The organism is Actinomyces polynesiensis (assembly GCF_000820725.1).
Lineage (GTDB): Bacteria > Actinomycetota > Actinomycetes > Actinomycetales > Actinomycetaceae > Pauljensenia > Pauljensenia polynesiensis.
Genome location: NZ_CCXH01000053.1, coordinates 1 through 20,198 on the forward strand (window position 1 = coordinate 1; position 20,198 = coordinate 20,198).

Sequence of the window (20,198 nt, forward strand, 5' to 3'; positions counted from 1 at the left end):
GGCCCGGGAGTCGGCGCGGTTCCCCGGGTGGACCGTGCTCGCCGCCTCCGGCGCGCTCGAGGCACCCGACCCAGCCGGCTCACCGGTGTCGGGATCGATGTCGAGAGCGGTGGTCGGGGTGTCGTCAGGGCCGTGTCCACGACCTGGCACACCGTGGGACGGCGTCCTGGCCGCGCCGCCCGTGCCCGGCGCAGCAGCCGTGCTCGGCGCAGCAGCGGCCCCCGTCGCGCTCCGGGCAGCCCTACGCTCGGCCAGGCGGGTGCGCAGCGCGGCAATCCGCTCACCGGTCCACGCCACCGTCCGGGGATGGACGAGGGCGGCCACGACCTGCGCCGTGACGACGACCTCCAGGACCACCATGCCCGCCGACCAGACGACCCGGGGCCCGAGCAGCGACATCCGGCCCTGCCCGAGTTGGAGCGTGGAGAGCGCGAACCAGGCCACCATCACCACCAGCACCCCTGCCGCGCAGGCGGCACCGGAGCGGGCCAGGGACGCCAGGTCCCGGGCGGGCCTGCGCCAGCGCAACCACAGCCCCAGCAGCACACCGACCCCGACCAGCACCACGGCCACCCGGTTGCCGGGCGCGGTCGCGGGCACGGCCCCCAGCAGTGGGATGGCGGGGATCGGGGCCACCGGAGCCGTGCCCGGGGCGTGCAGGGTGTCGGACCCCACCCAGAACCCGGGCCCCGCCAGCCAGGACAGCGCCCAGGCCATGGCGGTGGGTGCGAAGAGCGCCTGGGCGATGATGATGACGACGGTGTCGGTCGTGTCGGCGAGCAGCAGCTCGTGGATGCCCGTCACCTGCTCCCACGAGGCGTGGAGGGAGACACCCACGGCAACCGCCCCGATGAGGGCGAGGACACCGACCACGAGCCGCGCCTGCCTCAGGCCCTCCCACACCCAGGGCACCCGTGCCGCCCAACCGGGAGCGGTGTCCGTCTGGGAGACCACCGCCCACAGGGCGGCGAGTGCCGGAACCAGGAGCGCCCCGGGCAGGGCCGCGGGGACCCACACATGACCGGCGGTGGTCCCGAGCAGGACCAGTGCGGTGATGGCGAAGGTGGGGACGGCACTCCACTGCGCGGCGGCGGGATAACCCCGCCCACCGAGCAGCAGTACCCTCAGGACGACCAGCACGAGGAGGGTCAACAGGGTCGGGATCGCACGCAGGGTGGTCCCCCCGACGTGCACCGGCGCGCCCAGGGCCGCCCCCCACAGGTCACCCCCCACCGCGACGGCGTCCGACCAGGTCGCCTTCCCCAGCCAGGGGTTGCCGGACACGGAGAGGTAGCCGACCAGGGTGAGCACCATGAGGAGGCCCCAGCCGATCAGGGCCGCCTCGATGCCGGCCAGGCCGGAGCGGGCCCACCCGTCGGGCAGGGTGATGCGGACGGTCGGACGCTCGACGGTGGTGCGACTGCGGGGCGCAGTGCTGTCAGGCGTGGTTCCGACGGGCGCGGTGCCGGTGGGCACGGCGCCCTTCCCCGCCCCGGCCCGCCCCTGGGTGGTGGGTGCGGGACGCGGGGACGAGGGCGTGGTGTGTTCGGGGGTCTCGGTCATCATCCCCATGGTCGCCCGTGCCCGCCCGGACGGGTGGGAGGCAGCGCCGCCGGAGAGCGAAATCGTCCCGGGCCGCCCTCGTCGGCCGGAGGACGCACCCCCAGCCCCGCCGCGCGGATCAGCGCGAGGCCAGCACCTCCCGCGCGAGGACCGCCGTCTGGGAGGGGGTCCGTCCCACACGCACACCGACGGACTCCAGGGCCTCCGCCTTGGCGGCGGCCGTGCCCGCGGAGCCCGACACGATGGCGCCGGCATGGCCCATGGTCTTGCCCTCGGGAGCGGTGAACCCCGCGATGTAGGCGATGACGGGCTTGGACATGTTCTCGCTGATCCAGGCCGCCGCGCGTTCCTCGGCGTCGCCCCCGATCTCGCCGATCATGACGACCAGGTCGGTCTCCGGGTCGGCCTCGAAGGCCTCGAGCGCGTCGATGTGGGTGGTGCCCACCACCGGGTCCCCGCCGATGCCGATGCAGGTGGAGAAGCCGATGTCGCGCAGTTCGAACATCATCTGGTAGGTCAGCGTGCCCGACTTCGACACCAGCCCGATGCGCCCGGGCCCGGTGATGTCGGCGGGGGTGATCCCGACGTTCGACTCTCCGGGGGTGATGATGCCGGGGCAGTTCGGGCCGATCAGGCGGGTGCCGCGCTCGAGGGCGCGGGTGACGAACTGGACGGAGTCCGCCACCGGGGTGCCCTCGGTGATGACGACGACCGTCTCCATTCCGGCGTCGATGGCCTCCAGGACGGCGTCCTTGGCGAAGGCGGGGGGCACGAAGACCACCGACACGTCGGCGCCCGTGGCGGCGCGGGCATCGGCGACGGTGCCGAAGACCGGGACCTCGACGGGCCCGTCGGTCACCGCGGTGCCACCGGGGCCGTACCCGCGGACGTCGAAGGTGACGCTCTCCCCCGCCTTGCGGGGGTTCACGCCGCCGACCACGGTGGTGCCGGCGCCGAGCATGCGGGCGGTGTGCTTGCGGCCCTCGGACCCTGTCATGCCCTGGACGATCACGCGGGAGTCGCGTGAGAGGAAGATCGACATCTCTTGTTCTCCTGTCGGGATCTGGGCTCAGGCGCGGGCGGGCGCGTGGGAGGGGGCGGGACGCTCCTCGGCGGCCAGTTCGGCCGCCAGGCGCGCCGCGCCGTCCATGGTGTCGGACATGTGGACGAGGGGGTGGGCCGCGGCGGCGAGGATCTTGCGGCCCTCAGCGACCTTGTTGCCGTCCAGGCGAACGACGAGCGGCTTGTGGGCGCGTTCCCCCAGCTGGTCGAGGGCCCCGAGGATCCCGCGGGCGACCTCGTCGCAGGCGGTGATGCCCCCGAAGACGTTGACGAGGACGGAGCGCACCTGCTCGTCCCCGAGGATGACGTCGAGACCGCGGGCCATGACCTCCGCGGAGGCACCACCGCCGATGTCGAGGAAGTTCGCGGGACGCACCCGCAGCTCCTCCCCCGCCAGGGCGACGACGTCGAGGGTGGACATCACCAGGCCGGCACCGTTGCCGATGATCCCGACCTCCCCCTCCAGGCGCACGTAGTTGAGTCCGGCGGCCTTGGCGGCGGCCTCGCGCGGGTCCTCCGCGCTGATGTCGGCCAGGGCCGCGTGGTCGGGGTGACGGAAGGCGGCGTTGTCGTCCAGGGTCACCTTGCCGTCCAGGGCGATGACCCGCCCGTCCGGCGTGGACACCAGGGGGTTGACCTCGACGAGGGTCGCGTCCTCGTCGCGGTAGACGTCCCACAGCAGGACGAGGACGGGGGCGATGCGCACCTGTTCCTCGGGGGTGAAGCCCGCCGCTTCGAGGATCTCCAGGGCGACGCCCTCGTCGATGCCGCGGAAGGGGGACAGCGGGACGCGGGCGAGGGCCTCGGGGCGTTCCCGGGCGAGGGTCTCGATGTCCATGCCGCCCTCGCGGGAGCACATGGCGAGGTGGGTGCGGTTGGAGCGGTCCAGGAGGATCGAGAAGTAGTACTCCGCGGCGATGTCCGCGCCCTCGGCGATGAGGACCGTGTGGACGGTGTGTCCCTTGATGTCCATGCCGAGGATCTCTCCGGCGCGGTCGCGGGCCTCCTGCGGGGTGCTCGCGAGCTTGACGCCACCCGCCTTCCCGCGCCCACCCGTCTTGACCTGGGCCTTGACGACGAGGAGGCCGTCGTGGAGGTGCTCGGCCTCCTGTTGGGCCTCCTCGGGGGTGGTGGCGATGAGGCCGGGGAGCACCGGCACCCCGTGCGACTCGAACATCTCCCGTGCCTGGTACTCGTAGAGATCCACTCTGCGTCCCTTCTCCCTCGGCGGGCAGTGCCCCACGGTGGTCGGTGCCTGCGGCGCCGGATTGCTCGACATCGAGACATCTTCGGACAGGGTACCCCGAAGTGGGGCCTTCGTCCCACACTTCGCCCATCCCCCGTGAGGTCCGCTCTGTTCAAGGGGTGAGGTCCGCTCTGTTCAAGGGGTGAGGTCCGCTCTGTTCCCACCTCGAAGTCCGTCCTCGGCCCCCGCGGGATCCTCCGCGGCGCCCGACGAGGTCCGTCGCAGCGCGGCGGCGTCCCCGGGACTGACGGGGAGCGCATGTTCGCTGATACTGGACCCATGACCCGCATCTCTGTGGCCCCCGCCTCACCGGGGAGCTGGCCGGACGTCGAGCACGCCCTCACGGGCGGTGGTGACGGCGCCTCCTGCTGGTGTCAATGGTTCCGTCTGACCTCGCGCGACTTCAGCGCCTCCTCCCGGGAGGAGCTGCGTGCGGAGCTGCGCGAGGAGGTCGAACACGGCGGGCAGGACGGGCGCCCACCCGGGCTGGTCGCCCGCGTGGACGGCGTGGCTGCCGGATGGTGCCGCGTCGGACCGCGCACCGGACAGCCCCGCCTCGCCCGCACCCGCATCGTCAGGTCGGCTGGGACGCATCCCCTCGATGATGCGGGGGTCTGGGCGGTGACCTGCTTCGTCGTGCGCCGCGAGTTCCGATGTCAGGGCGTCGCGCGGTTCCTGGCCCACGAGGCGGTCGGCTTCGCCCACGCCCACGGCGCCACCCTCCTGGAGGCCTACCCGGTGGACGTCGGTGCCCGGAGGGCCACCGGTGCCCGGACGAGCAGCAATGAGCTCTACCACGGGGACGTCGGCATCTTCGAGTCGGCCGGCTTCACCCTGGCCGGCCACCCGACACCGACGCGGGCGGTCATGACGCTGGACCTCCGCACGAGCTGAGGGGGACGGGGCCCCTGCCACCTCACCCCGCCTCCACCCCGCTGACCCGGCCGGAGTCCAGGGTGACGACCACATCCGCGACATCTCGGGCCCCCCGGTCGTGCGTGGCCAGCACGACGGTGGCGCCACGGTCGGCCTCGACCCGGGCGGCGTGGTGGATGAGCTCCCGCGAGGCCGCATCGGCGGCGGCAGTGGGTTCGTCGAGCAGCAGCACCGGCGCCTCCCGGACCAGCGCCTGGGCGACCAGGGCGCGCTGGCGCTGACCGCCCGAGACCTCGCAGAGCTGGCGCAGGGCCAGCGCGTCCACCCCGAGGAGGCGCATGCGCTCCCCCACGGCCTCCCGGTCGCTCCTCCGCACGCGTCCGAGGAGCCCGAGTCCTCCCCACCGCCCCATGGCGACGGCCGCGCCGACCGAGAGCGGCAGGCGTTGGGGAAGGGGCGGGACCTGGGGGACGAGGGCGGGGCGGGTGCCGTCCAGACCCTCCACCCGACCCGAGTGGAGGGGGAGCACACCGGCCAGTGCGAGCAACAGGGTCGACTTCCCGGACCCGTTGCCCCCGCACAGCAGGGTGACGGCGCCCGCGGGGAAGTCGAGATCGACGCCGCGGAGAGCCATGACATCGCCCCGGCGCACGTGCAGTTCCCGCACGGAGACGGACCTGCCCGCGGGGCCGACAGGGCCCGGGCCGGAGGTAACCTGCCCGGGGGAGGAACGTCCGCCGCGGCGACGCCAGCCCCGGCGGTGGCGCTTCTCCACAGGAGGGAGCAGAGGACGGCCCGGGCCGGGAGCGGGTCCTGCGGGGGGTGGGGGATTCATCGCGCCATCGTGACTCGCAATCCTTATTGATAACCATTATCGTCTAGCCCGTGACGCTCCTCCTCGACCCCCTCAGCGCCGGCTTCTTCACCCGCGCCCTGCTCGCCGGCCTGCTCGCGGCCCTCATCTGCGCCGTCGCCGGGACGTGGGTCGTCGTACGCGGCATGGCCTTCCTCGGGGAGGCCATCTCCCACGGCATGCTCCCCGGGGTCGCCCTGGCCACCATCCTCGGGCTCTCCCCCATGGCCGGGGCCGCTGTGAGCGCTGCCGCCATGGGTGTGGGCATCGGATGGATGACGCGCCGGACCCGGCTGGCCGAGGACACCGCCATCGGCATCGCCTTCGTCGCCATGCTCTCCCTGGGCGTCATCATCGTCTCGCGTTCCCGGTCCTTCGCCACTGACCTCACGGCCATCCTCTTCGGGGACATCCTCGCCGTGGACTCCGGGGAACTCATGGTCCTGGCCGGGGCACTGCTCCTCACCTGCCTCCTGGCCCTGACGATGCACCGCCCCCTCCTGGCGCTCAGCCTGGATGAGACCCTGGCCCACACGCTGGGCATGCGCCCTCGTCTGGCACGAGCGGCACTGCTCACCCTCGTCACCCTGGCCGTCGTCGCCTCCTACCGGGCCGTCGGCTCCCTGTTGGTGGTCGCCCTCCTCGTCGCCCCGCCCGCCACCGCGTCGCTGTGGGCACGCTCCGTCGGGGGCGTCATGGCCGGCGCCTCGGCCGTGGCCTCCGGGGCCGTCCTCGTGGGGCTCTACATCTCCTGGTACGCGGCCACTGCGGCCGGGGCGACGATCGCCGCGCTCGCCGCCGGGTCCTTCCTCGTCAGCGCCTCCCTCCGGCCGCTCCTGGCGCGCAGGCATTCCCCCGCCCCGGATCCCCGCAGGACCGCCGACCCGGTCCTCCCCGCCCTTCGCGGGACCGGATCCGGGCCACGGGTCACCGCGCTCGACTGAGCCCACGGGAACCGCGCCCACCCGAACCACCCCCCACCACCGAAGGAACACGATGTCCCATCCCCACTCCCGGGCCGGCTCCGCGCTCTGCCTCCTGGGCGCCACGGCCGCACTCGCCCTCACGGCGTGCTCCGGCCCGACCCCGGCCTCCGGCGACCAGCTGTCCTCCGGACCTGGCGCCGACCTCACCGCTTCCGACTCCTCCACCACCCCGCACGGATACGTCGAGGGTGCGGCGGAGCTCTCCGAACCTGCGCTCTCCCTCCTCACCCTCTCCGGGTCGGGAGCCGTCGACCTGGTGGACCTCGCTGACCTCTCCCCCACCACCGTGACCACCCTGGAGGGGGTCAGGGCGGTGTCCTCCGACGGACGCTTCCTGGCTGCCGACGTGGGCGGGGACGGGGTCGCCCTCGTCGACTCCGGGGTGTGGACCGTGGACCACGGCGACCACCAGCACTACTACCGCGCCCCCGCCCGCTCCGTGGGCACCGTCGGGGACCTGTCCGGCGAACCCTTCCTGTCCTCCGGAGAGCTCCGCACGGTCCTCACCGTGGGCGCCACCGCCGTCCTCCTCGACCGCGAGGCCCTCGGGGCGGGCACCGTCAGCGAACTCGCCCGCGTCCACGTCGACGAGGGATCCCTCGCGGCGCCGCTCGGGCAGGGGTGGGTGGTCGTGCGCGGGGGTGCCGTGGATGTCCTCGACGAGGGCGGGGCGCCGACCCCGGGCGTCACGGAGACCTGCGAGGGGGCCGCGGGCGGGACCACCACCCGTGTCGGCGTCGTCCTGGGCTGTGCCGGAGGAGTCGTCCTGGCCACCGTGGACCCCACGGACGGCACACCCGCCCTGGAGCGTGTGGACCTGCCGGAGGGCACCGCCACGGAGGCCCGTCCCCACACCTTCGGCTCGCGCCCCGGGCGACCCACCGTCGCCGCCCTCGACGACACGGGCGGGTACTGGCTGCTGGACACCCGCGAGCGCACCTGGACCCACGTCGACTCCGAGGCACCCCTGGTCGCCGTCGCCGCCGTCGATGACCGACACGACCGCGTGGTGGCGGTCGACGCGGAGGGACGGGTCCTCGTGTGGACCGACGGCTCCCTGGAGACGTCGACCGACCCGATCGCCTCCGTCGAGGGCGCACCCCGGGGACTCCACGTGGACACCACCCGCACCTACGTCCCCGCCCGCACGACCGGCGAGGTCCTGGAGATCGACGTCGCCGACGGTGCCCGCATCGCACGCACCATCGACACACCCGACCTGGTCGCGGTCACGGAGGTGGGACTGTGAGGATCCGGGCATCCCTTGCCGTCCTCGCCACGGCACTGGCCCTGGCGAGTGCCGGGTGCACCCAGGCCGCGAGCGGTCCCCGGGTGGTCGTGACGACGAACATCCTCGGCGACGTCGTCTCCCGGATGGTCGGGGACCAGGTCGAGGTCCAGGTCCTCATGGCCCCCAACGCCGACCCGCACTCCTTCGGGGTCTCCGCCCGGGACGCCCTGCACATGCAGGAGGCCGACCTGGTCGTCGCCAATGGCCTGGGCCTGGAGGAGGGGCTGCTCGACCACGTGGAGGCGGCACGTGCGCACGGCACCGCCGTGTTCGAGGCCGGGGAGCACTTCACCCCCCTGGAGTACGACAGCGAGGATGCCTCAGGTCCCGATCCCCACTTCTGGACGGACCCGACGGTCATGGCCGAGGTCGTCACCGCCCTGGAGGGAACGATCGCGGAGAACGTCGCGGGAGTCGACACCGACGCCCTGCACGGTGCCACCACGACCTATCTGGAGGAGTTGTCCGACCTGGACCGCGACATGACGGCGCGCTTCTCGGCGATCCCGACCGAGCGCCGCGCGCTCGTCACGAACCACCACGTCTTCGGCTACCTCGCCCGGCGCTACGACTTCCGCCTCATCGGGGCCCTCATCCCCGGAGGCGCGACCCTGGCCGCTCCCAGCGCCTCCGACCTGGCCGACCTGGCAGACGCCGTGCGGGAGGCCGGGGTACCCACGATCTTCGCGGACTCCTCCCAACCCGATCGGCTGGTGCAGGCACTCGCGGAGCACACCGGGGTCGAGATCCAGGTGGTTCCCCTCTTCACCGAGTCCCTCAGCGGGCCCGAGGACGGGGCCCCGACCTACCTCGACATGATGCGCGTCAACACCGACCGGATCGAGGAGGCACTGACCTGACAGACACCGGGAGCGCCCTCGTCACCGTGACACAGCGGAGCGCCCCCGTCACCAGCGGTCCCGGCACCGGGCACGCCCGCGTCCGTCGCGACCCCATCCCATCCCATCCATCACCATCACCATCACCACCGAAGGGACACCTGACCATGCACCACAGCACCCACCGCGGAGCGCGCCGACACGGCATCCGAAGCGCCGTCCTGGCCACGGCCGGAGTGGGCGTCCTCGCCCTCTCCGCCTGTTCCGGGGGCGCCTCCTCCCCGACCTCAGGGGACGCGACGCAGTCCGGGTCCGGCACCTCCCGCGGCGCCGCAGCAGCCGGAGACACCGACGGGGGCGACCGCTTCGCCTTCACCTACGACGGCGGCATCCGTGTCATCGACGCGGACGACCTCTCCGAGGTCGCGGACCTACCCCTGGAGGGCTTCAACCGCCTCAACAGCTTCGGCGACGGGGAGCACGTGCTCGTCTCCACCGAGGGCGGGTTCCAGGTGCTCTCCACCGGTGCCGGTGGTGGGAGTGCGGGCCTCACGGACCTGGTCTTCCCGGCGACCACCCCGGGGCAAGTGGTCCGCCACGCGGGGCACCCGGTCCTCTTCGATGACGGCACCGGCGACATCACCCTCCTCGACACCTCCGCGCTGGGCTCCTCCGCGGAGAACACCGTCGCCACCCTGCCCGAGGGCACGGTCGTGCACTCCGAGGCCGCACACCACGGGGTCGCGGTGGAGCTGGAGGACGGGAGCCTGGTGCGGACCCTCGGTGACTCGGAGTCCCGCAGCGGTGCACTCCTCCAGGACCCCTCGGGCACCGAGATCAGCCGGATCGAGACCTGCCCGAGTGTCCACGGCGAGGGCGTGGCGGCTGGTGAAGCGGTCGTGCTGGGCTGCGAGGACGGCGTGATCCTGCTCCGCGACGGAGCCTGGGAGAAGATCCCCAGCCCCTCCGGCGACTACGGCCGAGTCGGCAACACCTATGTCGCGGAGGGCTCACCGATTGCCGTGGTCGACCACCGCACCGACCCGGATGAGGAGGGCGTCGTCCTGGACCAGATCGGTCTCGTGGACACCGGGGCCGCCACGTTCGACGTCACCGACATGCCCGAGGGCGTGCAGTACACGTGGCGCGGCGTCGGGCGTGACGAGGAGGGTGACGCGTGGGTGCTCGGCACCGACGGCTCCCTGCACCACGTCGATGTGGCCACCAGGACCCTCACCGACTCGATCCCGGTCGTGGCAGCGTGGGAGGGGCCCGAGCCCTGGCAGCAGGCCCACCCGGCACTGGTCGTGGACGGTGACACTGCCTGGGTGACCGACCCGGCCGCGCAGAAGGTGCACAGGGTCGATCTCAGCGACGGGACCGTGACCTCCGCGGAGGTCGGTGTGGCCCCGAACGAGGTCGCGCTGGTGAGGGCCAGCTGACACACGGGTGTACTCCGGGGGTCGGGTGCGTGCGCGCCCGACCCCCACTGTGTGCCCCGGTCGCGGGGAGGACGGACCTCACGCCCAGAAGTGAGCGGACCTCAGTGGGAGAACAGAGCGGACCTCGGCCGGGGGGATCAGGCGATGCGGTCGACCATGAGGTGCGCGAACGCCGTGAGCGCCTGCTTCGGCTCCCCGTCGGGCAGGGGCTCCAGGGCCGCCACCGCGTCGTCCGCCCACCGGTTGGCCAGTGCCCGGGTCTCCTCGATGACGTCGTGGGCGCGCAGGCGCGCGACCACAGCCGCCAGCGCCTCGTCGGAGCTGAGGTCCCCGGCGAGGTCCGCGAGGATCCCCTCCCCCTCCCCGTCGAGGGTTCCCGCCGCCTCCCGGCGGCGCAGGAGCAGCACGGGCAGGGTGTCCACGCCCTCGCGCAGGTCGGTGCCCGGGGTCTTGCCGGAGGTCTCCTCGCTGGAGACCAGGTCCAGGACGTCGTCGGCCACCTGGAAGGCCACCCCGATGCGCTCCCCGAAGGTGGCCACCACATCGGCCACCTCCAGTCCGGCTCCCCCGTGGAAGGCCCCGAAGTGGGCGGCCGCCGACAGCAGTGACCCCGTCTTGTCCGCGAGGACGTGCACGTAGAACTCCACGGGATCAGAGCCGGGCACCGGCCCGAAGGTCTCGTCGAGCTGGCCCAGGCACAGGCGCTCGAAGGTGTCCGCGTGGTAGGACACCGAGTCCGGCCCCAGCTGCGCGATCAGCTTCGAGGCACGGGCGAAGAGCACGTCGCCGGCGAGGATGGCCCGGTTGTTCCCCCACAGGTGCTGGGCGGAGGGGACCCCGCGCCGGGTCGGGGCGGAGTCCATGACGTCGTCGTGGTACAGGGACGCCAGGTGCGTGAGCTCCATGGCCGTGGCCGCGGCGATGACATTGTCCGACACCGCCAGCTCCGGGTCCCCCAGCTGGGCACACACGAGGGTGAGGACGGGGCGGATCCGCTTCCCCCCGGCCCGGGCGAGGTGCGAGGTCAGCTCGTCGACGAGGTCGCGGGAGCCGCGCACGGAGTCCTGCAGGGACGCCTCGACGGCCTCGAGGGCCGGGGTGATGCGCGCCTCGAGCCCTGGTGCGTGCAGGTCGGGGGGAGTGGATGTCACGGGAGGAGAACGACCACCTGGTTGAGGAGGGACAGGACCGGGCTCGGGAAGACACCCAGCACGATCGTACCCAGTGCACACACCCCCACCGCAACCGCAGTGAAGCCCTCGGAGCGCACCACGACGGTCCGCTCGTCCGGCTCCGTGAAGAACATGAGCTTCACCAGGCGGAAGTAGTAGAAGGCCGTGACCGCCGAGCACACCAGTGCCACCACGACCAGCCAGCCCAGCCCGCCGGCGAACCCGTCGGAGAAGACCACGAACTTGCCGACGAAGCCGGCGGTCAGCGGGATGCCCGCGAAGGAGAGCAGGAACACCAGCATCGCACCCGCCGCCAGCGGCGACTTCCGCCCCAGACCCGACCAGCGCTCCAGGGTCCCGGTCTCGCCACCGATGGAGCCCTCCGCGTCGCGGGAACGCACCAGGGTCGCCACCGCGAAGGCGCCGACCGTGGCCAGCCCGTAGGCGAGCACGTAGAAGAGCACCGATCCGGCGGACCCCTTCTGCACCGAGAGGACCCCGATGAGGATGAACCCGGCGTGGGCGATGGAGGAGTAGGCGAGCATGCGCTTGACGTCCTCCTGGACGACACCGGCGAAGGTGCCCACGACCATCGTCAGGAGCGCCACCACGGACAGCACCGCGATGAGGTCCCACTCGAGCTGGGCGGCCACCGTCTGGTAGAAGCGCAGGAGCGCCCCGAAGGCCGCGACCTTGACGCCCGCAGCCATGAAGCCGGTGATGGGCGTCGGGGCGCCGGTGTAGACGTCCGGGGTCCAGGCGTGGAACGGGGCAGCGCCGATCTTGAAGAGCAGGCCGACCATCACCAGGAAGACGCCGGCGAGCACCAGCCAGTCCATCCCGTTGGTGGAGGGCAGCGCGGTGGCGACCTCGGAGATCTTCAGGGAACCGGAGTAGCCGAAGAGCAGCGCGGAGCCCATGAGCAGGAACGCCGAGGCGAAGGCGCCGAGCAGGAAGTACTTCAGCGCCGCCTCCTGGGAGAGCTGGCGGTGGCGCCGGGCGGTGGCGGTGAGGATGTAGAGCGGCAGCGACATGACCTCGAGCGCCACGAACAGCGTGATGAGGGAGTCGGCGGCCGGGAAGACCACCATGCCGCCGAGGCTGAAGAGCACGAGCGGGAAGATCTCGGAGCGCTGGTAGCCCTTGCGCAGACTCAGTCCTCGTCCCCGGATCCCGGGCGGTCGGAGGGCTGCCCGGCGAAGGAGCCGTCACCGACCTGGGTGCGGTCGGCGATGACGAGCAGGGCGAGGAAGCCCACGCACGCCAGGATGAACTGGCACGCCAGGGTGAGGGGGTCCTCGATGTACTCCCCCTGCGACGAGGGCGCCGCCACCACGCTGCTCCACCGCAGGGCGATGGCGGCCGCGGCCAGGAGGGTGGCGAGGAGGGACAGCCCGATGCCGACGGGGCGGCGCAGGCGCTGGGGGGCGAAGGCCTCGACGAGGACGCCGACGACGGCACCCCCGAGCACGATGAGGACCGGGGTCAGTGAGGCCCACCCGATGGTGGGCGCCGTGAACTCGGCGGTGCTGAGCAGGTTCACTTCGTGCTCCCTTCGTCAGCAGCTGCGGGAGCGCTGACAGTGTGTGACGCGGAGGCCTGGGCCGAGGCGGCCGACAGGGCCACCACCGAGTCCTCGGCGACCGGGGTCAGGGCCCCGACGAGCGGGGCGGACCAGATGCCCAGGACGGCCATGGCCGCGATGAGCGGGGTGACGACCGTCTTCTCGCGCACGTCCATGTCGGGGACGTCGCGGTCCTGCGGCTTCGGCCCCGTGAAGAGCTTCTGGTAGGGCAGCAGGACGTAGAGGGCGGCGAGGATGACGCCGAGGACCGCCAGGACGGCCAGGGGCACGTTCACCGAGTAGGTGCCGACCAGCACCAGGTACTCCGGGACGAAGCCGGACAGCCCGGGCAGGGCGATGGAGGCCAGGCCGGCCACCAGCCAGGTCCCCGCGATGAGGGGGGTCACGCGCTGGAAGCCACCGTAGGAGGCGATCTCACGCGATCCACCGCGCTCGGTGAGGAACCCGGAGACGAGGAACATCGCGGCGATGGAGACCCCGTGGGCGACCATGTAGAACATGGCGCCGGTCAGGGCCACCGAGGAGCCGATGAAGATGCCGAGCACCATGAAGCCGAAGTGCGACACGGAGGTGTAGGACACCAGGCGCATGAGGTCCTTCTGGCCGATGGCGGCGAGCCCGCCCCACAGGATCGAGAGCACGGCCAGCGCGCACAGCACCCACCGCGCCTGCGAGGCGGCGTCGGGGAAGAGGCGCAGGCACAGGGTGATCATCCCGAAGGTGCCGATCTTGTCGAGCACGCCCACCAGCAGCACCGAGGTGCCCGGACGCGACGCGGCGGCCGTGTCGGGCAGCCAGGTGTGCACCGGGACCATCGGGGCCTTGATCGCGAAGGCGATCATGAAGGACACGAACACGCCCATCTGCACACCCGAGGACAGGCCCGGGACCACCTGGGAGGCGGTGTCGAGGCGGAAGAGGGTGTCGGAGCGCTCGGGGGCCAGGGCCCACAGGGCGACGAGGCCGCCCAGCATGGCCAGCCCGCCGGCAAGGGAGTAGAGCAGGAACTTCAGCGCCGCGGCGCGGCGGCGCTCGGGGTCGCCCACCCCGAAGCGGCCGATCATGAAGTACAGCGGGATCAGCATCGCCTCGAAGGCGATGTAGAAGACCACGACGTCGAAGGCCGCGAAGATCAGGACCATGAAGGCCTCGAGCAGCAGCACGAGCGCGGCGTAGGAGCCGCCCTCGTCCCCGCCCTCGTCCTCACGCCACCCGGCGAGGAGCACCAGGGGGACCAGGGCGGTGGCGAGCAGCACCATCACCAGGCCCAGGGCGTTGACACCCAGGGCCCAGGACACGCCGATCTGGGGGATCCAGGAGGCGGTCTCGACGAGCTGGTAGGTGCCCGCGGTCGACCAGTCGAAGCCGGTGGCCGCCACGACGGCGAGCACGAGTTCGACGAGGGAGACCCCCAGTGCGACCGCGCGGCCACGCTCACGCAGGGGACGCACGAAGCCGACGAGGGCGGCCGCGAGGGCCGGGATGACGACCAACAGCGTCAACCACGGGGTGGAGGCGTGGACGAGATCGGTGATTTCCATGAGTTCTCCTCCCGCCCTCAGAGCCTGAAGCCCAGGACGATCGCCAGGGCGAGGAGGACCCCGCCCAGGATGTAGGACGCGTAGGTGCGCACGTAACCCGTCTGTGTGACGGCGACGGCACGGCCCGACTGGCGGGCCGCCGCGGCCACGCCCCTGACGGCCCCGTCGACGACCACCCGGTCGCCCGCGGTGGCCGCCTCGACCAGCGCGACACCGGGGGCCATGAACACCGTCTCGTTGAAGCGGTCCTGGTAGAGGTCGTCGCGGGCGGCCATGGTGAGCGCGTTGCCGGCGGGCACCGCGGTGGGCACCTCGGCGGCGCCGTAGCGCCTCCACGCCAGCCAGGCACCGGCCACGACGAGGACCAGGGTCACCACCTGGATGACCGCCACCGGCAGCACCGGCTCGGCGTGTTCGGCCGCGCCGATCGCCGGGGTCAGCCAGTCGGTGAAGGCGCCCCCGATGGACAGCAGCCCACCGATGAGCGCGGCACCGACCGCCAGGACGATCATCGGTACGGTCATGAGCGCGGAGGACTCGTGGGGGTGCACCGGGGCACCCTCCGCCTCCGTCGTCCAGCGGGCCTTGCCGTGGAAGGTCATGAAGAACAGGCGCGACATGTAGAAGGCGGTGATGCCCGCACCGACCATGGCCACCAGCCCGTAGACCCAACCCGTCCAGGGGGCCGCGGCGTTGCCGAACGTCGAGGAGGAGAAGGCCGCCTCGATGATCTTGTCCTTGGAGAAGAACCCGGAGAACGGGGGCACGCCCAGGATCGCCAGCCAGCCCACGGCGAAGGTCGCCCAGGTGACCTTCATGACCGTGCGCAGGGCGCCGAAGCGGCGCATGTTCACCTGGTCGCCCATCCCGTGCATGACGGATCCGGCGCCGAGGAACATCAGGGCCTTGAAGAAGCCGTGCGTGAACAGGTGGAAGATCGCGAAGGCCCAGCCGATGGGCCCCAGCCCCGCGCCGAGCATCATGTAGCCGATCTGGGACATTGTCGAGGCTGCGAGGACCTTCTTCATGTCGTCCTTCGCGCAGCCGACGACCGCCCCGAACAGGAGCGTGATCGCGCCGACGAGGGCGACCGCGGTGGCGGCGACGGGGGCGGCCTGGAAGACGGCGCCGGAGCGCACGACCAGGTAGACACCGGCGGTGACCATCGTGGCGGCGTGGATGAGGGCCGACACGGGGGTCGGACCGGCCATGGCGTCACCGAGCCAGGCCTGCAGCGGGAACTGCGCGGACTTGCCGCAGGCGGCCAGCAGCAGGAAGAGCCCGATGAGCGTCGCCTGTGCCTGGGGCAGCGTCGCGACACCCTCGTTGACGGAGAGGAAGTCGACCGAGGTGAAGTTCGCGACCATCGCCATCATCGCCAGCAGCAGGCCGACGTCGCCCACGCGGTTCATGACGAAGGCCTTCTTGGCGGCCGTGGCGTTGGCGGGGACCTGGTTCCAGAAGCCGATGAGCAGGTAGGAGGCCAGGCCCACGCCCTCCCAGCCGACGAAGAGCACGGCGTAGGAGTCCGCGAGCACCAGGGTGAGCATCGCCGCGATGAAGAAGTTCAGGTAGGCGAAGAACCGGCGCCGGTCCGTGTCGTGCTCCATGTAGGCCACGGCGTAGACGTGGATGAGGGAGCCGACGAAGGTCACCAGCATGACGAAGGTCATCGACAGCGGGTCGACCAGGAGGCCGACGTGCACGCTGAAGTCGCCGGCGGGGATCCAGGTGAAGAGCTGGGAGTCGAGGCGACGCCCGTCCGCGGGCAGGCCGAGCATCTGGACCAGGACGGCGACGCCGACCAGGAAGGACACCCAGGAGGCGGCGACGCCCAGCCAGTGGCCCCAGCGGTCGCTGCGTCGACCCAGCAGGAGCAGGACGACGGCGGAGGCCAGGGGAACGGCGATCATCAGCCAGGCCAGGGAGGCTGCGCCGCTGGCCGGGGTGTAGGACACCGGCCCGGCGGCCTCGGCCGCGAGGAGTGGGAGGTTGTGGGAAATCACGTCTGCTCCGCCCTCAGTTCTTCAGCAGGTTGACGTCGTCGACACTCGTGGTGCCACGCGACTTGAAGATGGACACGATGATCGCCAGACCCACGACGACCTCGGCCGCGGCGACGACCATGACGAAGAACGCCATGACCTCGCCCGCGACCGCGCCGTGGATCCGGGCGAAGGTGACGAACACGAGGTTGGAGGAGTTGAGCATGAGCTCAACACCCATCAGCGAGATCACCGCCGACTTGCGCACCAGCACGATCACCCCGCCGACGGCGAACAGGACCGCCGCCAGCACCAGGTAGTAGGCCAGACTCATTCCTTCTCCTCACCTTCCACGTGGGTGTGGGCGGCGTGCTCACCGGGTCCGGACACGTGGTCCGTCCCCGGTCGGCCGGCGTCGGGCGACTCCTGCGCGGTGGTGCCTCCGGAGGCTCCCTCCGCGTCGGCGTGTTCGCCCTCGGCGACCGGGATGGCGGTGTCGCCCGCCTGGGCGGTGTCGCCCGGGGCACCGGAGCCCTGCGTGGTCCCCGCAGGGGCCTCGTCGGGCGCGACCGGCTGGTCGAGTCCCTCGGGCGCGCCCGGTCCGGGCATGCCCCAGGACCCCGAGCGCGGGACCGAGCCGGAGGAGGCGGCGCCGAAGGGGGACCCGGCGGTGGAGCCGCTGCGCATGAGCTGCAGGGCCTCCGCGACGTCGGGCTCGACCTGGCCGATCGTGCGGTCCAGGCCGCGCACGCGCAGGACGCGGGGTACGGACTCCTCGACGGGACCCAGTGTGTCGCCGGCGATGGCGGGCACGTCCACCGCGTTGGAGGTCGCGTACACGCCGGGGGCGGGCAGCTGGCCGATACGGCGGCCCGTCTCCTTGAAGGCCCGCATCTTGGCGCGTGCCGTGGAGTGCTGGTTCACCTTGGGGCCGAGGCGGTCCGTGTGGGTCAGGAGCATCGCCCCGATGGCCGCGGTGATGAGCAGGGCGCCGGAGAGCTCCATGGAGAACCAGTGGTCCTGGAAGAGCGTGGTCGCCAGGGTCGTCACCGGCACGTTGGAGTAGGGGTCGTCCCCACCCAGGCCGACGGCCTCGGAGACCGTGGTGTGGCCGATGACGCCGACCAGGATGACGACGAGGCCGAGGCCCCCGAGGCTTGCCGCGACGATGTTGCCGCGCCGCTGGCGCTGGTACTCGTCGGAGGCGCCGATGCCGATCATCATGATGACGAAGAGGAACAGCATCATGATCGCGCCGGTGTAGACGATCACCTGGACGGCGCCGAGGAACGGGGCGCCCTGGGCGACGTAGAGGATGGCGAGCCCGAGCATGACGCCGACCATGCAGATGGCGGCGTTGGCGGCCTTGCGGAAGAAGAGCACACCGAGGGCGCACACCACCATCACGGTGGCCACGCACCAGAAGAGGATCGCCTCCCCGGTGCTCCCCATCGCGGGCCACGAGGCCGAGATGTTCACAGCGATGCCTCCTCGGTGCTGGGCTGGACCGCCTGGGCGGTGGCCAGCGAGGGGTCGTCGGGCCGGTGCTCGGCGACCCAGTCGATCTGGGCCTGCGTCGGTCTCGTCACACGACCGCGGTAGTAGTCCCTGTCCGACAGTCCCTCGACCATCGGGTGGGGCGGGGCCAGCACGCCGTCCTCGAGGGGGGTCAGCAGGTCCGTCTTCTCGTAGATCTCCGTCTCGCGGTCGTACTCGGCGAGTTCGAAGTCGTGGCCCATGGTCAGTGCTCGGGTCGGGCAGGCCTCGATGCAGAACCCGCAGAAGATGCAGCGCAGGTAGTTGATCTGGTAGACCTTGCCGAAACGCTCGCCGGGACTGTGCTGGGCGTCGGGGGTGTTGGAGCCGGCCTCGACGAGGATCGCGTCGGCGGGGCACGCCCATGCGCAGAGCTCGCAGCCGATGCACTTCTCCAGTCCGTCCGCGTACCGGTTGAGCCGGTGGCGGCCGTGGAAGCGCGGCTGGAGGAAGGGGCCCTCGAAGGGGTACTGCTCGGTCACCGTGGGGCGGAACATCGAGGAGATGGTCACCCCGTACCCGGCGACGGGCGCGAAGAACTCACCGATCGGACCACGCGGGTCGTGCTCGTAGAGCATGTCGTCGGTGGGCTGGGGCTGGTGACCCCGTTCCGGCTTCTCGGAAGGCAGGTCGTCCCAGCGGTGCTGGTCCTTGTTCATTTCACGTCCTCCTCAGAGGCGGTACCGGGTGCGGGCGACGTCGAGGACGACACGCTCGCCGCGATCGGCGCCCTGCCCGCCCGTGGGGAGGGCGGCAGGACCTGGCCCGGCAGCGGCGGGACGGGGTAGCCGTCCGCCATGGGGTCGAAGGGCGGGGTCTCCACGGCCTCGGCGGCCGCCACCCGGCGCTCCTCCGAGCGGTCGCCCATCCACATGACGAACATGATGATGACGAAGATCCCGAGGATCACGGCGAACAGTGTCGGCAGCCCGACGCTCACCCACGTCGTCACCCCACGCAGGACCGCCACGAGGACGACCCACCCCAGGGCGACGGGGATCAGGCGCTTCCACCCGAACTGCATGAACTGGTCGTAGCGGATGCGCAGGAGCGTGCCACGGGTCCAGATCATCAGGAACATGCAGACCCAGACCTTGAGGAAGAACCACAGCATCCCCCACCAGCCCGAGTTGATGACCTCGACGTGGGACAGGGGCCACGGGGCGTGCCAGCCGCCGAGGAACATCGTGGTGGCCACCGCCGAGACGTTGAGCATGTTCACGTACTCGGAGAGGTAGTACCAGGCGAACTTCATCGAGGAGTACTCCGTCATGTGCCCGGCGACCAGCTCACCCTCGGCCTCGGGGAGGTCGAAGGGGAGGCGGTTGACCTCACCGACGGCGGAGATGCAGTAGACGACGAAGGCGGGCAGCAGGGCGAAGGCCCACCACACGGAGGCCTGGGAGGCCACGATGCTGGAGGTCGACATCGAGCCCGCCATGATGAAGACGGAGACGAGGGCCAGGCCCATGGAGAGCTCGTAGGAGATCACCTGGGCGGAGGAACGCACCGCGCCGTAGAGGGGAAGGGTGGAGTGGGTCGACCAGCCACCCAGCACGATGCCGTACAGGCCCAGCGAGGTGATCGCCAGGATGTAGAGCGTCGCGACGGGCATGTCCGCCAGCTGCAGCGGGGTGGAGTGGCCGAACATCGACACGTTCGGCCCCATGGGGATCACCGCGTACACGCTGAAGGCGCAGAACGCGGCGATGACGGGCGCCAGGAAGTAGAGGAACTTGTCGGACCGCTTGGTCCAGATGTCCTCCTTGAACAGCAGCTTGCCGGCATCGGCGATCGCCTGGAAGAGCCCGAGGGGGCCGGCGACGTTGGGACCGGGGCGCGTCTGCATGCGCCCCAGGCCGCGTCGCTCGACCCACAGGGCCAGCAGCACGTTGAGGATCAGGAAGACGAGGATGAAGACGGCCTTGATGAGCGTCAACCACCAGGTCTCCTCCGTGAAGTCGGCGGCGACGTAGTCGGGAACCGCGACCGGGAGTACTGGAATCACCGGGCCACCTCCGCTGTGGCGCTCAGCGTCACCACGGAACCGGCGGTCCCGAGCGACTCATGGACGAGGGACCCCTGCGAGCACTCGGGGACCCACACGACGTTGTCGGGCAGGTCCGCGACCTCCACGGGCAGGGTGACGGAGCCACGGCCGGTCGTCACCGTGAGGCGACCACCGTCCGCGACACCGGAGGATTCGAGGGTCGCTGCCGAG

General features: G+C 71.7%; 16 protein-coding genes and 2 pseudogenes. 5 read left to right on the forward strand and 13 right to left on the reverse strand.

The window, feature by feature from the left end:
* The 3 genes from TA90_RS01880 to sucC all read right to left on the reverse strand — a co-directional run.
* Positions 1 to 1,566: cell division protein PerM (locus TA90_RS01880; protein ID WP_052450376.1), on the reverse strand; the 1,566-nt coding region annotated here is incomplete at its 3' end.
* A gap of 115 nt (positions 1,567 to 1,681) precedes the next feature.
* Positions 1,682 to 2,605 (reverse strand): succinate--CoA ligase subunit alpha, encoded by a 924-nt coding sequence (gene sucD / locus TA90_RS01885; RefSeq protein ID WP_043534330.1) that lies wholly within the window; start codon positions 2,603 to 2,605, stop codon positions 1,682 to 1,684.
* Positions 2,606 to 2,632: 27 nt separating this feature from the next.
* Complete coding sequence (gene sucC, locus TA90_RS01890; protein ID WP_043534331.1) at positions 2,633 to 3,832, reverse strand: ADP-forming succinate--CoA ligase subunit beta; 1,200 nt, start codon at positions 3,830 to 3,832, stop codon at positions 2,633 to 2,635.
* Between the two features lie 318 nt (positions 3,833 to 4,150).
* On the opposite strand from sucC, the gene TA90_RS01895 reads away from it, so the two are divergent.
* Entirely contained in the window at positions 4,151 to 4,765 is a 615-nt protein-coding gene (locus tag TA90_RS01895; RefSeq protein ID WP_043534332.1) for a GNAT family N-acetyltransferase, read from the forward strand.
* Positions 4,766 to 4,787: 22 nt separating this feature from the next.
* Here TA90_RS01895 and TA90_RS01900 read toward each other — a convergent pair whose 3' ends face one another.
* The gene (locus tag TA90_RS01900) at positions 4,788 to 5,414 is read right to left on the reverse strand and encodes a metal ABC transporter ATP-binding protein (RefSeq protein ID WP_043534333.1); all 627 of its coding nucleotides are present in this window, start codon (positions 5,412 to 5,414) and stop codon (positions 4,788 to 4,790) included.
* A 218-nt stretch (positions 5,415 to 5,632) separates the two neighbouring features.
* Between TA90_RS01900 and aztB the strand changes: the two genes are divergently transcribed.
* From aztB to TA90_RS01920, 4 genes are all read left to right on the forward strand, one after another.
* The gene (aztB, locus tag TA90_RS01905) at positions 5,633 to 6,544 is read left to right on the forward strand and encodes a zinc ABC transporter permease AztB (RefSeq protein ID WP_052450377.1); all 912 of its coding nucleotides are present in this window, start codon (positions 5,633 to 5,635) and stop codon (positions 6,542 to 6,544) included.
* Positions 6,545 to 6,596: 52 nt separating this feature from the next.
* Positions 6,597 to 7,835 carry a hypothetical protein gene (locus TA90_RS01910; protein ID WP_052450378.1) on the forward strand — a complete coding sequence of 413 codons (1,239 nt, stop codon included), beginning with the start codon at positions 6,597 to 6,599 and terminating at the stop codon, positions 7,833 to 7,835.
* Complete coding sequence (gene aztC / locus TA90_RS01915) at positions 7,832 to 8,737, forward strand: zinc ABC transporter substrate-binding protein AztC (protein ID WP_052450379.1); 906 nt, start codon at positions 7,832 to 7,834, stop codon at positions 8,735 to 8,737. Before TA90_RS01910 ends, aztC begins: the two co-directional genes overlap by 4 nt.
* Positions 8,738 to 8,883: 146 nt before the next feature.
* Positions 8,884 to 10,158 (forward strand): NHL repeat-containing protein, encoded by a 1,275-nt coding sequence (locus TA90_RS01920; RefSeq protein ID WP_043534334.1) that lies wholly within the window; start codon positions 8,884 to 8,886, stop codon positions 10,156 to 10,158.
* Positions 10,159 to 10,295: 137 nt separating this feature from the next.
* On the opposite strand, the gene TA90_RS01925 is transcribed toward TA90_RS01920, so the two are convergent.
* From TA90_RS01925 to TA90_RS01965, 9 genes and pseudogenes are all read right to left on the reverse strand, one after another.
* Positions 10,296 to 11,309, reverse strand: coding sequence for a polyprenyl synthetase family protein (locus TA90_RS01925; protein WP_043534335.1), 1,014 nt, complete (start codon positions 11,307 to 11,309; stop codon positions 10,296 to 10,298).
* Positions 11,306 to 12,873 (reverse strand): annotated as a pseudogene (gene nuoN, locus TA90_RS01930) (NADH-quinone oxidoreductase subunit NuoN). Before nuoN ends, TA90_RS01925 begins: the two are co-directional and overlap by 4 nt.
* Positions 12,870 to 14,456: an NADH-quinone oxidoreductase subunit M gene (locus TA90_RS01935; RefSeq protein WP_043534336.1), complete on the reverse strand. Its 1,587-nt coding sequence runs from the start codon at positions 14,454 to 14,456 to the stop codon at positions 12,870 to 12,872. The pseudogene nuoN and the gene TA90_RS01935 overlap by 4 nt, the downstream one beginning before the upstream one ends.
* A 17-nt stretch (positions 14,457 to 14,473) precedes the next feature.
* Complete coding sequence (nuoL, locus tag TA90_RS01940) at positions 14,474 to 16,459, reverse strand: NADH-quinone oxidoreductase subunit L (protein WP_043534343.1); 1,986 nt, start codon at positions 16,457 to 16,459, stop codon at positions 14,474 to 14,476.
* Positions 16,460 to 16,475: 16 nt separating this feature from the next.
* Positions 16,476 to 16,775: an NADH-quinone oxidoreductase subunit NuoK gene (nuoK, locus tag TA90_RS01945; RefSeq protein ID WP_043534337.1), complete on the reverse strand. Its 300-nt coding sequence runs from the start codon at positions 16,773 to 16,775 to the stop codon at positions 16,476 to 16,478.
* 230 nt (positions 16,776 to 17,005) lie between these two features.
* Positions 17,006 to 17,920 (reverse strand): annotated as a pseudogene (locus tag TA90_RS01950) (NADH-quinone oxidoreductase subunit J); the annotation flags it as partial.
* Positions 17,917 to 18,555 (reverse strand): NADH-quinone oxidoreductase subunit NuoI, encoded by a 639-nt coding sequence (nuoI, locus tag TA90_RS01955; protein WP_043534345.1) that lies wholly within the window; start codon positions 18,553 to 18,555, stop codon positions 17,917 to 17,919. The pseudogene TA90_RS01950 and the gene nuoI, both read right to left, overlap by 4 nt.
* A gap of 77 nt (positions 18,556 to 18,632) precedes the next feature.
* Positions 18,633 to 19,982 (reverse strand): NADH-quinone oxidoreductase subunit NuoH, encoded by a 1,350-nt coding sequence (gene nuoH / locus TA90_RS01960; protein WP_043534346.1) that lies wholly within the window; start codon positions 19,980 to 19,982, stop codon positions 18,633 to 18,635.
* A partial coding sequence (locus TA90_RS01965) for a hypothetical protein (RefSeq protein ID WP_043534338.1) occupies positions 19,982 to 20,198 on the reverse strand: 217 nt, incomplete at its 5' end. The genes nuoH and TA90_RS01965, both read right to left, overlap by 1 nt.

Coding starts and splice junctions, on each gene's coding strand:
- sucD (WP_043534330.1), bottom strand. CDS start 2,605: ATGTCGATCTTCCTCTCACGCGACTCCCGCGTGATCGTCCAGGGCATG.
- TA90_RS01895 (WP_043534332.1), top strand. CDS start 4,151: ATGACCCGCATCTCTGTGGCCCCCGCCTCACCGGGGAGCTGGCCGGAC.
- TA90_RS01910 (WP_052450378.1), top strand. CDS start 6,597: ATGTCCCATCCCCACTCCCGGGCCGGCTCCGCGCTCTGCCTCCTGGGC.
- TA90_RS01920 (WP_043534334.1), top strand. CDS start 8,884: ATGCACCACAGCACCCACCGCGGAGCGCGCCGACACGGCATCCGAAGC.
- TA90_RS01935 (WP_043534336.1), bottom strand. CDS start 14,456: ATGGAAATCACCGATCTCGTCCACGCCTCCACCCCGTGGTTGACGCTG.
- nuoK (WP_043534337.1), bottom strand. CDS start 16,775: ATGAGTCTGGCCTACTACCTGGTGCTGGCGGCGGTCCTGTTCGCCGTC.
- nuoI (WP_043534345.1), bottom strand. CDS start 18,555: ATGCTCTACGAGCACGACCCGCGTGGTCCGATCGGTGAGTTCTTCGCG.